Annotated in this window: 7 protein-coding genes; 4 read left to right on the top strand and 3 right to left on the bottom strand. The window is 73.1% G+C overall.

The features are described from left to right. The first annotated feature begins 246 nt into the window (after nt 1-246). Both ACIBJG_RS22470 and ACIBJG_RS22465 read left to right on the top strand, forming a co-directional pair. Nucleotides 247-936 carry a copper homeostasis protein CutC gene (locus ACIBJG_RS22470; RefSeq protein ID WP_399309781.1) on the top strand — a complete coding sequence of 230 codons (690 nt, stop codon included), beginning with the start codon at nt 247-249 and terminating at the stop codon, nt 934-936. A 320-nt stretch (nt 937-1,256) separates the two neighbouring features. Continuing rightward, on the top strand, nt 1,257-3,848 hold the full coding sequence (locus ACIBJG_RS22465; RefSeq protein WP_399309779.1) for a glycoside hydrolase family 9 protein: 2,592 nt from the start codon (nt 1,257-1,259) through the stop codon (nt 3,846-3,848). Nucleotides 3,849-3,899: 51 nt separating this feature from the next. On the opposite strand, the gene ACIBJG_RS22460 is transcribed toward ACIBJG_RS22465, so the two are convergent. Beyond that, a complete protein-coding gene (locus ACIBJG_RS22460; protein ID WP_399309777.1) occupies nt 3,900-5,972 on the bottom strand; it encodes a HelD family protein in 2,073 nt (690 codons plus the stop codon). A gap of 372 nt (nt 5,973-6,344) precedes the next feature. Between ACIBJG_RS22460 and ACIBJG_RS22455 the strand changes: the two genes are divergently transcribed. Then, on the top strand, nt 6,345-6,533 hold the full coding sequence (locus tag ACIBJG_RS22455; RefSeq protein ID WP_399309775.1) for a hypothetical protein: 189 nt from the start codon (nt 6,345-6,347) through the stop codon (nt 6,531-6,533). Between the two features lie 28 nt (nt 6,534-6,561). On the opposite strand, the gene ACIBJG_RS22450 is transcribed toward ACIBJG_RS22455, so the two are convergent. Together ACIBJG_RS22450 and ACIBJG_RS22445 are read right to left on the bottom strand one after the other, a co-directional pair. Then, nucleotides 6,562-8,205 carry a DNA repair helicase XPB gene (locus ACIBJG_RS22450; protein WP_399309773.1) on the bottom strand — a complete coding sequence of 548 codons (1,644 nt, stop codon included), beginning with the start codon at nt 8,203-8,205 and terminating at the stop codon, nt 6,562-6,564. A 502-nt stretch (nt 8,206-8,707) separates the two neighbouring features. Further along, nucleotides 8,708-11,167, bottom strand: coding sequence for a helicase C-terminal domain-containing protein (locus ACIBJG_RS22445; protein ID WP_399309771.1), 2,460 nt, complete (start codon nt 11,165-11,167; stop codon nt 8,708-8,710). A 75-nt stretch (nt 11,168-11,242) separates the two neighbouring features. Between ACIBJG_RS22445 and ACIBJG_RS22440 the strand changes: the two genes are divergently transcribed. Further along, a complete protein-coding gene (locus tag ACIBJG_RS22440) occupies nt 11,243-12,298 on the top strand; it encodes a hypothetical protein (RefSeq protein ID WP_399309769.1) in 1,056 nt (351 codons plus the stop codon). The last annotated feature ends 148 nt before the right edge of the window (nt 12,299-12,446 follow it).

The following is a 12,446-nucleotide window of genomic DNA, read 5'->3' as shown; positions in this document are numbered from 1 at the left end:
GCCTCCTTCGATCGGTCATTCATACCCCTGGGGGGTATATGGCGTTGACTCAGGTATACCCCCTACCCCTATGTGAGCGCAAGGGTGATCCGCAACGGAAGTGCCGGCCTTCGCGCCTCCGGTCGCCTGTCATGCGCCCGACCTCGCGTATCTTCACGTTCGCGGTGAGGCTGCGCCCCCGGGCTACCGCCCCGTAGGCTGGCATTGGACTAGACCTATAGATGTTCTCTGGAGGATTGGGTTCCCATGAGCAACCGTGCAGTCCTGGAGGTGATCGCTCTCGACGCGGAGGACGCGGTCGCTGCCCAGGCGGGTGGTGCGGACCGGCTTGAGCTGGTCACCGACATGGCGGCGGACGGCCTCACCCCGTCCTGCGCGACGTTCGCGGCGATCCGTGCCGCGGTGGACATCCCGCTGCGGGTGATGCTCAGGGTGGCGGACGGATTCGCGGCCGGCGACGTCGGCGTACTCGTACGCAAGGCGCGTGAGCTGCGGGCGGAGGGTGCGGACGGGTTCGTGCTCGGCTTCCTGGACGAGGAGGGCCATCCCGACCTCGTCGCGGTCGAGCGGATCGTCGCCGAGCTGGACGGCTGCAACTGGACGTTCCACCGCGCGATCGACCGCGCCGCCGACCGGGACGCGCTGCGCAAGTCCCTCGCCGACCTGCCGGGCCTGGACACGTACCTCACCGCGGGTTCGCCCGCCGGGGTGGACGAGGGCATCCCCACGCTGGTCGTCGAGGCGGCGCGCAAGGGCGAGCCGGGGTACGAGCCGCAGATCCTCGTCGGCGGCGGCCTGCGGCTGGAGCACCTGCCGGAGCTGCTGGCGGCGGGCATCGACGCCGTCCACATCGGCGGGGCCGCCCGGCCGGGCGGCTGGTCGGGGCCGGTGGACGCGGCCGCGGTGCGGGAGTGGCGGGACGTGCTCGACGCGTAGAGCGGTCGCGCGCAGGTGTGACGGGCGGGGGCGGGATGCCGGACACGGCGTCCCGCCCCCGCCCGTTGTGCGAGGGGCCCGGCCAGGCTGGTGCTGTCATGACCCTGGCGCAACAAACGTCACCGGCTCCACAATGACGGCACGGCGGTGTGGGAACGCTCCCACGGTGCCTCCCCGGCTGTTTCTACCGCTCATGGGAGCGTTCCCACCGCTCATCCGCCCTGCCTCGGCCCGTATTCGCCCCTACCGAAAGGCCCCCGGTGAACGCCTCTCCGCCCCCGTCCCCCACCGGTCGCAGCCGCGCCCGGCGCGGGCGCCGTGTGCTCGGCGCATTAGCCCTCACCGCGCTGTTCGGCGGTGTCCTCACCGCACCCGGCGCCGCCGCCGAGGAGGCCGACCCGGCCCCGGAGCAGATCACCAACGGTGACTTCGCCGCCGGCACCGCACCCTGGTGGTGGACCGCCAACACCGCAGCCGCCGTCACCGACGGCCGGCTCTGCACCGACGTACCGGCCGGAACGGCCAACCCGTGGGACGTGATCGTCGGCCAGAACGACATCCCGCTCGTCGCGGGGGAGACGTACGGCCTCACCTACACGGCCACCTCCACCACCCCGCTGTCCATCCACACCAACGTGCAGATGGCCACCGACCCCTGGACGACGGACCTGTCCGCGACCGACCGGATCGGCACCGAGGCGGTCCCCGTCACGCACGTCTTCACCGCGACCGCCGACCGTGACGCCGCCCAACTCGCCTTCCAGATAGGCGGCAGCGACGCGGCGGCCACCTTCTGCCTCGACGACGTGTCCCTGCGCGGCGGCGCCGAACCGCCCGTGTACGTGCCCGACACCGGCTCACGCGTCCGCGTCAACCAGATCGGCTACCTCCCGCAGGGCCCCAAGAACGGCACCCTCGTCACCGACGCGACCGACCCGCTGCCCTGGACGCTCCGGACGGCCGACGGAACGGCGGCCGCCACCGGCACCACCACCCCGGGCGGCATCGACCCCACCTCGCGCCAGAACGTCCACACCTTCGACTTCACCGACGTCACGACCGCCGGCGACGGCTACACCGTCGAGGCGGACGGCCAGGTCAGTGAACCGTTCTCGATCCGGTCCGACCTGTACGACACCCTGCGCGGCGACTCGCTCGCGTACTTCTACCAGAACCGCAGCGGCATCGAGATCGACGCGGACCTCGTCGGCGAGCAGTACGCGCGCCCGGCAGGGCACCTCGACGTCGCCCCCAACAAGGGCGACACGGACGTGCCCTGCCAGCCGGGAGTCTGCGACTACCGGCTCGACGTACGGGGCGGCTGGTACGACGCCGGGGACCAGGGCAAGTACGTCGTCAACGGCGGCATCGCGGTCGCCGAGCTGATGGACACCTACGAGCGGACCCTCACGGCCGACGGAGCGGAGTCCGCCGAACTCGGCGACGGCGCGCTGCGGGTGCCCGAGCACGGCAACGACGTGCCGGACATCCTCGACGAGGCGCGCTGGGAGCTCGACTTCATGATGCGCATGCAGGTCCCGGCCGGGCAGCCGCTCGCCGGAATGGTCCACCACAAGGTGCACGACGCCCAGTGGACCGGCCTGCCGATGATGCCCCACCTGGACCCCCAGCAGCGCGAGTTGCACCCCCCGTCCACCGCCGCGACGCTCAACCTGGCAGCCGCGGCCGCCCAGTGCGCCCGCCTCTACGCCCCGTACGACGCGGACTTCGCCGCCCGGTGCCGTACGGCCGCCGAAACGGCATGGACCGCAGCGAAGGCCCACCCGGACGTGCTCGCCGACCCCAACGACGGCACCGGCGGCGGAACGTACAGCGACAACGACGTCTCCGACGAGTTCTACTGGGCCGCCGCCGAACTCTTCACCACCACCGGCGCCGACCCCTACCGCCAGGCACTCCTCGACTCGCCCCTGCACGGCGACACCGACGCGGCCTTCCCGGCCGACGGCGGCATGTGGTGGGGCGGGACCGCCGGTCTCGGCGTCCTCACCCTGGCCACCGTCCCCAACGACCTCACCGCCGGCCAGCTCGCCCAGGTCCGCACCGTGGTGACCACAGCCGCCGACCGCTACGCCGCACAGACCCAGGACCAGCTGTACGGCGTCCCGTACGCACCGGCCGGCCAGAACTACGCCTGGGGCTCCAACAGCCAGGTGCTCAACAACATGATCGTGCTGGCCACCGCCGCCGACCTCACCGGGAAGGCCGGATACCGCGACGCGGTGCTGCGCGGCGCCGACTACCTCTTCGGGCGCAACCCGCTGAACCAGTCCTACGTCACCGGATACGGCGAGCGCAGCTCCGAGAACCAGCACCACCGGGTCTGGGCGCACCAGAGCGACCCCGCCCTGCCCCACCCGCCGGCCGGCTCCCTCGCGGGAGGGCCGAACCTCACCGCCCCCACCTCGGGAGACCCGGCGGCCGCGGAGAAGCTGGGCGGCTGCGCGGCGGCGATGTGTTACCTCGACGACAACGGTTCGTACGCCACCAACGAGGTCGCCATCAACTGGAACGCGCCGCTGGCCTACGTCGCCTCCTACCTGGACGACGCCGGTGACGGGGCGGGCCCCGCCCGCGCCTGCACCGTCACCTACTCCTCGCACCCATGGGCCACCGGCTCGACCACCACCGTCACGGTGAAGAACACCGGCACCCAGGCGCTCACCCCGTGGTCCCTGACCTGGCTGCTCCCCGGTGACCAGAAGCTCAGCCACACCTGGAGCGCCGAACTCGCCCAGTACGGGCGTACGGTCACCGCCGCACCGCTGTCCTGGAACCGCACCCTCGCGCCGGGCGCGGCGGTCGACTTCGGGTTCAACAGCAGCGCCGTCGGCGCGGCCGCCGACCCCGGAACGGTCAAGCTGAACGGGAGGGCCTGCACGGCGGGCTGACCGGACACGGGGGGGGTGGGGCGGCATCACACCGCCCCACCCCCCCCCGTCCTAGCCCAACTCCTCGGGCAGGGAAGCCGCGTGCAGGACGATCAGCCCCGACACCGCACGGGTCAGCGCCACGTACAGCCGGCGCAGCCCCGTCCGCTCGTCGGGCTCTCCGTCGACCACCGCGGCCGGTTCGTCCAGTACCACGTAGTCGTACTCCAGGCCCTTCGCCAGCGACGCCGGGACCAGTGTCAGCCGGGACTCGGCGGTCGTCTCCTGACCGGGGGAGAGGTAGCTGTGGCCCGCCGCGGTCAGCGCCTCGGCCAGCGCGGGGATGCGCGCGTCGGCGGCGATCAGACCGGTCGAACCCTCCTGCTCCAGCGACTCCTCGCACGCCGCGACCACCGCCGCGTCCAGCGCGTCCGCACCCGCCACCTTCCGTACCGACAGCGAACCGGGCGACTCACGCACCGACTCCACCGCCGTCAGGCCGGGCGAGATCACCGGCAGCAGCCGGGACGCGTACGCGATCACCTCGCGCGGCACACGGAAGCCCGCCGTCAGCTCCTCCACCACCGCGTCCGACTTGCCCAGGTGGTGAAGGGCCTGCTCCCAGCTCTGCGTCGACCACGGCGTCGTGCCCTGCGCCAGGTCCCCGAGCACGGTCGCCGAACCGGTCGAACAGCGCCTGCCCACCGCCCGGTACTGCATGGGGGACAGGTCCTGTGCCTCGTCGATCACGACATGGCCGAGCGAGTGCGTACGCGCCACCAGGTCGTTCGCCTCGTCGATCAGCACCGCGTCCGCCGCCGACCACTTCGCGGCCTTCACGCTCCGGGGGGGCTTGGTCCACAGGATCGTCTTCTGCTCGTCCTCACTCAGCAGCCCGTCCGCGTGCCCGGCCAGGAACTCGGGGTCCGACAGCAGCCGCAGCACCAGCTTCGACGGCTCGACCGCGGGCCAGATCGCCTTCACCGCTGCCTTCACCGCCGGGGTACGCGCCACCGCGTTCTGCACCCGGTCGTCGGGCGCCTCGCCCGCCTCCTCCATCCGCACCAGCACGGCGTGCGCGATGCGCTGCGGAAGGGCCTCGTGCGCGGCCCCGTACCGCATGTCCCGGGCCAGCAGCTCGGTCACCATCTCCTCGATCTCGTACGCCGGAACCCGCCAGCGGCGCGAACCACGCACCACCATCACCGGCTCCACCGGCATCGTCACGTGCGAGCGGATCGCCCTCCGCAGCACCTCCGCCATCCGGGCATCGCCCTTCACGACGGCGGCCCGCGCCTCGTCCGTGGACCGGACCTCGACCTGCGCCGTCACCAGGTCGTCGACGGTCGCCTGCTTCACCTCCAGCTCACCGAGGGCCGGCAGTACCTGCTCGATGTAGTGCAGGAACGACCGGTTCGGACCGATGACGAGCGTGCCGGTGCGGGCGAGCCGCTCGCGGTGCGCGTACAGCAGATACGCGACCCGGTGCAGGCCCACGGCCGTCTTGCCGGTGCCGGGCCCGCCCTGCACGCACACCGAGCCGCCCAGCTCGCTGCGGACGATCTCGTCCTGCTCGGGCTGGATCGTCGCGACGATGTCACGCATCGGGCCGACGCGCGGCCGCTCGATCTCCGCCTGGAGGAGCTTGCTGGTCTGCGCGGCCTCGGTCGGGTCGGTGAGGTGCTCGTCCTCGTACGCGGTCAGCTCACCACCGGTGTAGCCGAAACGGCGCCGCTGACCGACGTCCAGGGGGTCGTTGCGCGAGGCCCGGTAGAACGGCTGGGAGACCGGCGCGCGCCAGTCGATGACCATCGGATCGCCGTCGGCGTCGTGCACGTGGCGGCGCCCGATGTAGAACTGCTCGCCCTCCGCGCCCTCGGCCTGCGCCGCACCGACGACATGGAGGTAGTCCAGCCGCCCGAAGAAGAGCGGGGTGTGGGAGAGGTCGGCGAGCGACTTGATGCGGTCGGCGATCTGGGCCTGCAGCACTGCGGCGTTCACCCAGTTCGCCGTGACATCGCGGATGTTCAGGGCCTGGGCGTCCTCGCGCATGGCGCGCAGCGCGGCGCGCGAGGCGGCGAGATGGGCGCGCTCATGGGCGAGGGGGTCGGTGGTGGTGTCGCTTTCGTGTTCGTGCGCGGGCACGGTGTTGCCTCCGGCATTCAACGCAGGACGGCGGACCGCACCCGCCCCCGGTCACTGCTCGGGGGCGATGCGGTCCGCTCGGGGATCGATCACTGGTGCGCACGTGGACGTGCGTACGGCTGTCGGCCGGTTTCCGTCCGGTCGGCGGCGCTCCCCCGGCTGCCGGCGCGGGCCCTTGCGGGCGGCCGGTACCACGGTGCGGGAGGCGGGCAGACCGGCGATTGTAGCGACCGCCTCCGCCCGGCGCGAACGAATATCACGCGGGTCCATCCCGTAGGGGACGGCGTGCGACCACAGAGGTAGACGCCCGCCCCCGCGCTTCAGCCTGCGGGCCGACGCCGCGACGTGCTCGGGCGGAGCACCATGGAAGACATGAGCACCGTCACCCTCAACCCCCGAAGGACCGGCCCCGCGCACGGCGCGACCGCGGCCACCGGTCACCCCCGCAGCCACCGCGCCGGAGACGCGCTGCGCGCCGTCAAGGTCTACGCACGGGCCGCGTTCGGCGTCGTCGTCCTCGGCGAGTACGCGGAGGAGGCGGGCGTCCGCCGTAGGCACTGAGCACGACGCCCCGCCCCTCCCCGGCCCGTCAGTTGTCCGAAAGCAGCTCGTCCGCGTCCACGATCCGGTACGCGTACCCCTGCTCCGCCAGGAAGCGCTGGCGGTGCGCCGCGAAGTCCTGGTCGATCGTGTCGCGCGCGACCACCGAGTAGAACCGCGCCTCGTGCCCGTCCGCCTTCGGACGCAGCACCCGACCCAGCCGCTGGGCCTCCTCCTGACGCGAGCCGAACGTGCCCGACACCTGAATGGCGACGGTGGCCTCCGGCAGGTCGATGGAGAAGTTCGCCACCTTCGACACGACCAGCACACTGATCTCGCCCTCCCGGAAGGCGCCGAACAGCTTCTCGCGCTGGGCATTGCTCGTCTCGCCCTTGATCACCGGGGCGTCCAGATGCTCACCCAGCTCGTCGAGCTGGTCGATGTACTGCCCGATGACCAGCGTCTGCTCGCCCTGGTGCTTGCGCACCAGCGCCTCGGTGACCTTCCGCTTCGTCGCGGTCGTCGCGCAGAACCGGTACTTCTCCTCGGGCTCGGCGGTCGCGTACGAGAGCCGCTCGGAATCCGTCAGATTGACCCGCACCTCGACGCAGTCGGCGGGCGCGATGTAGCCCTGCGCCTCGATCTCCTTCCACGGGGCGTCGAACCTCTTCGGCCCGATCAGCGAGAAGACGTCCGACTCACGCCCGTCCTCCCGCACCAGCGTGGCCGTGAGCCCCAGCCGTCGCCGCGCCTGAAGATCGGCGGTGAACTTGAAGACGGGCGCGGGCAGCAGATGCACCTCGTCGTAGATCACGAGCCCCCAGTCACGGGAGTCGAACAGCTCCAGGTGCGCGTAGACGCCCTTACGGCGCGTCGTCAGCACCTGATACGTGGCGATGGTGACCGGCCGGATCTCCTTGCGCGTACCGCTGTACTCGCCGATCTCCTCCTCGGTCAGCGACGTCCGCTTCACCAGCTCGTGCTTCCACTGCCGGGCCGAGACGGTGTTCGTGACCAGGATCAGCGTCGTGGCCTTGGCCTGCGCCATCGCGCCCGCCCCGACCAGCGTCTTGCCCGCGCCGCACGGCAGCACCACGACTCCGGACCCGCCGTGCCAGAACCCCTCGACCGCCTGCTGCTGGTAGGGCCGCAGCGCCCAGCCGCTCTCGTCCAGCTCGATCGGGTGCGCCTCGCCGTCCACGTACCCCGCGAGGTCCTCGGCGGGCCAGCCCAGCTTCAGCAGCGTCTGCTTGACCTGCCCGCGCTCCGACGGGTGCACGGCCACGGTGTCCGGGTCGATCCGGGCCCCGACCAGCGGCTGGACCTTCTTCGACCGGAGGATCTCCTCCAGGACCGGCCGGTCCGTGGAGGTCAGCACCAGTCCGTGGACCGGGTGCTTGGAGAGCGTGAGGCGGCCGTACCGGTCCATCGTCTCGGCGATGTCGACGAGCAGCGCGTGCGGTACGGGGTAGCGCGAGTACTTCACGAGCGCGTCGACGACCTGCTCGGCGTCGTGCCCCGCGGCGCGGGCGTTCCACAGCCCGAGCGGGGTCAGCCGGTAGGTGTGGATGTGCTCGGGCGCACGCTCCAGCTCCGCGAAGGGGGCGATCACCCGACGGCAGGCGTCGGCCTGCTCGTGGTCGACTTCGAGGAGCAGCGTCTTGTCGCTCTGGACGATGAGGGGTCCGGTCACGCGCTTCGGCCCTTTCTACGGCGGGGTGGCCGTGTACCGGCCAAACGTCCAGTGTGCCGTATGTGGGGGCGGGGTGGTTCTGTGTGCCCGGGTCCTTGGTGCGGGGTTCCGTCCTCAAGCGCCGGACGGGCTTGTGTGCGGGTGCTCCGCGTTGTGCGGTGCGCCTCTGTCCGGTGGGTGGGGGTGGGGGCCCTCCGGGGAGACTCCTCAAAAATGGCGTGTGCACCCGACGACGAACCAGTACCCGGGTCGTACGCCATTTTCTGCGGGGACTCCCCTGCACGCCCCCACCCGCTCTCGCCCGCGTCTGCACGCCGGTGGGACGAATGGTGCAGACGCGCGGCGGCCGGGTTCGGGGGCGTGCAGGGGAGTCCCCGCAGGACGACGAACATCGACCCGGGTCGTCCGCGTACCCGCGGAACGTTCGTCGTTTGAGGAGACGCCCCGGAGGGACCCCGGACCCCCACCCACCGGGCCACGGCGCACCGCACCCCGCGCAGCGTCAGGTCTGGTCGTCCGCCAGTTCCGCCACGCCCGTGATCCGGTGGAGCGGATACGTGCGGACCTCGTCCGCCGTGTGGTCGTACGCCGTCACGTAGCCGCCCTCGACGCGGACCGGGGCGATCACTCGCTGGCTGGCCGCGCCCTCCGCGTTGACGTAGCCGATCCAGATCGCCGAGCCCGTCATCGCCGCGGCCTGGACGGTGACCAGGGTCTCGGCGGAGGTCGTACGCGGCAGGGTGCCCGCCCCGGAGGCGGACGACGCGGGGCCGGTGTCCTTGTGGACGACCGTCGCCGCCGTGTCCCCGGCCCGGATCGCCCGGACCGCCGCACCGAGGAGGGTCGGGTCGGGGACCGGCGGGCCCTCGGGTACGGGGGCGGGGGCCGTGCGGGGCGGCGTGCGGACGGCCCCCGCGCGGGTGATCAGGACGTCGCCGTCGGCGGACTCCGCGGCGGGCGCGTACCCCATCTCGCGCAGGCCGTCGAGGAGGGAGGCCGGGTCGATCTGGGCGGCCAGGGCCGTCGGGGCGAGCCGGCGCAGCCGCAGGGTGGCCGAGCGCTTGTCGGCGAGGATCTCGTTGAGGACTGCCTCGTCGTCGCAGCGTACGTACGAGGAGGCGGCGCCGATCCGCAGGTGGCCGTGGCGGCGGGCCACGTCGTCGATGAGGTAGCTGAGGGGCTGCGGCACCGGCGTACGGCTGTGGGCGGCGAGGAAGGCGTGCAGGTCGGCGGCGGACTGCCCGGCGTCCAGGGCGCGGCGTACGGAGCCCGGGGTGAAGCGGTAGACCGTCGCGCCGCCCTTGGACTCGATGTCCGCGAGGGCGCCGAGCATGTCCGCGAGAGGGCGTTCCAGCGGGCCGGGGGCGACGGCCGTCAGGTCGGCCTGGAGCAGGACGTGGTCGAGGGGTTCCGGGATGAGCGGGGCGAGCCGGGCGGCGGCTTCGACGGGCCCGCCGGAGAGCAGGGCGCGGGTCTGCGAGGCGAGGGCGCCGCGGCCGGTGATACCGAGGAGCTCCGACTCGTTCAGCGTCCACAGGGCGATCCGGGACCGCAGGTCGGTGGTGTCCCCGGCGGACGCGGAGGCGCCGCGCAAGGGCCGTTCCCAGCGGAGGCGGGCGAGCAGGGACTCCGGGTCCGGGGCGGTGCCGGGCGGCAGCGCGGCGAGCAGGGCCAGGACCCGGTGGCGGACCTCCGGCGCGGCGGAGCGGTCGAGTTCGGGGCCGAGCGCGGACAGGGCGCGGCCCTTGGCGTCCTGGCCGCCGACCAGTCCCGAGGTGCGGGTGGCGGCGAGCCAGGCTGAGGCGAGGTCCACCCAGCGGTCCTGGGCGGACAGTTCCGTCCAGTCGTCGTACGCGGGAGTCGGCGCGTACCGTTCGTCCGCCTCGCCGTCGGAGGCCAGCAGCCCGGCGGCGTAAGCGAGTTCGATCCAGAACGCGGCGACGGGTTCCGACACGTCCAGCACGGCGGCGGTCTTCTTCAGCTCGCGGACGCTGAGGCCGCCGGCCCGCAGTATGGCGGGGCCGCCGCCGTTCCAGCTCTTGAGCAACTCCTCGACGGTCGACACCGCGAGGAACGCCTGGCCGGCGGCGGCGCTGTCCACAGCCTGTGGATCGCGTTCGGCGACGGCGACGACGGCGGGCGGCTGCGGTTCGGGCACGCGGTGGGCGCGCCCGGCACGCAGATGCAGCGCGGCCTCGCGCGGCAGGACGACGGTGCGGGTCGACACGGGCAGCAGCAGCCCGCGGTCGCGCAGCCACTTCACGGGCGGGGTGGGGTTCGGGGTCACCTCGCCGTACGGCGGCCCCCAGACCAGCCGGTCCAGCACCGACAGGGCCTCCACCGGGGCGGTGTCGAGGAGTTCGCCCATCCGGGCCCGGTCGGTGAACAGCGCGGACAGGGCGCCCACCGCGGAGACGGGGTCATGGGTGGCGGGCAGCCCGGCCTCGTGAAGGATCTCCTGGAGCCGGCCGGGCGACATGCCGGCGGTGGCCTCGGCGACGGTCGGCCCGAGACCGGTGGGGGAGGGGTGCTGCGGGGACGGCGACAGCAGTTCGCGGGCGGTGCGCACCAGGCGCAGCCGGTCGTTCTCGCCCCAGACGAGGGCCTGTTCGCGCAGAGTGGCCAGCGCGCCGGGCAGCGCCGCCACGATCGCGGCGCCCGCATCGTCCCGGTGCTCCCCGTCGTCCCGGCCGTCGCCCGTGAGCAGGCCGAGCAGAATGTCGTACGGGGCCGATTCGGGTGCGACCGCCAGCGCCTCCGCGGTCTGCAGGGCGAAGCGGTCGAGGTGCTCCAGGGCGCGGACGACGGAGGCACGGGTGCCGGCGCGCGTCGCGAGCTGGGTGATGTCGCCGGGCACGGGGGTGAGGAGATCGGGCCGGGCACGCAGCAGCCCGGCCAGTGACTCGTCGTCCCGGGCGCGCAATGCCTCGGCGAGCGTCCGCGGTGGTGTGGTCATCCCCATCCGTCCCACGGTAGTCGCTCCGGACAGGCCCGAGGGCGCTACCGTCGGTGCAGGGCGGTAGAGGGGAACCATCGCGTGGGGATCGAGAGCGACCAGCTGGTCTACGACTACCTGAGCCGGGTCGGCGACCTGGCGCAGCAGCAACAGCTTTCCTCGGGCACCCGGATGAGGCTCGTGTCGGCGCTGCGGGGCGAGATCGACCGGCAGCGCGTGGCGCAGGCGGCGGACACGCCCGGGGCGGTGCGCCGCATCATCGGGAAGCTCGGCACACCCGACGAACTGGTCGCGGCGGCGGCCTCGTCGGCCGACGGGACACCGCCGCTGCCGCAGGAGCCGGACACGGGCGATGCGCAGGCGACGGGGATCCCGCGCCCGCGCCGGGCGAGGCTCCGGAAAGACACTTCGCGCAAGGGCGCGTCGGAGGCACGGGGGGAGGCCTTGCGGACCCCGCCGCGGCCGGTGCCCTCCCCGCCGCACCGTGCGGGCTCGGACGAACTCGGCCCGTCCGGGGACGACACGGACTGGTGGAGCGTGGCCCCGGGCCGGTTCGGTGACGTCGGCGAGTTCGGCGCGGGGACCGATGTACCGGGCTTCCGGGGCGGGGTGGAGATCCCGGCCGTGCTGAGGCCGCCGGCGGCGGATGACGACGTGTACGAGGACGAGGACGAGGACGACGAGGAGTTCGACGAAGAGGAGGAGGCCGAGGGGCCGCGCCGGCGGAGGTGGGTGCCGCGGCTGCGCCGCGCCCGCGACCGCGAAAACACCGCGCGCCGCGGCTTCTCGCACCCCCTGCTCCTGCTGGCTGCCGCGCTGCTGGTGGCCGGTGCGGTGATGGACATTCCGCAGGCCCTACCGGTCATGGCGGCCGGCTGGCTGCTCGCGTACAGCTCCCGCAAGCTGTCGCGCGCGGAGGCGAAGTGGGCAGCGATGGGGCTGCCCGGGCTTGTCGCGGCGGGCGCCCTGGTCTGGCTGTGGGGCCGGATGGACGGCCGGTGGGGCGCGCCCATCGCGGAGGGGCAGATGAGCCCCGCGATCGGCGACGCGTGGCCGTGGGTGGTGCGGGGGGCGGCCGTGGCCTCCGCGCTCTACCTGGTGTGGCGGGCGCGGGGCCCTCGGCCTGGCGGGCGGTGAGGTTGCCGCGGTTCGGGGTGGGTGCGCGTCACGTCCGTGGGTGGGGGTGGGGGCCCTCCGGGGAGACTCCTCAAAAATGGCGTGTGCACCCGACAACGGACAGGTGCCCGGGTCGTACGCCATTTTCTGCGGGGACTCCCCTGCACGC

Source organism: Streptomyces sp. NPDC050422 (assembly GCF_044458665.1).
Lineage (GTDB): Bacteria > Actinomycetota > Actinomycetes > Streptomycetales > Streptomycetaceae > Streptomyces.
Note: the sequence above shows the minus strand (reverse complement) of the source record. Positions and strands in the feature narration are given on the sequence as shown.

Excerpts from the sequence above, each read along its gene's own strand:
- ACIBJG_RS22470 (WP_399309781.1), top strand. The coding sequence starts at position 247 with ATGAGCAACCGTGCAGTCCTGGAGGTGATCGCTCTCGACGCGGAGGAC.
- ACIBJG_RS22455 (WP_399309775.1), top strand. The coding sequence starts at position 6,345 with ATGAGCACCGTCACCCTCAACCCCCGAAGGACCGGCCCCGCGCACGGC.
- ACIBJG_RS22445 (WP_399309771.1), bottom strand. The coding sequence starts at position 11,167 with ATGGGGATGACCACACCACCGCGGACGCTCGCCGAGGCATTGCGCGCC.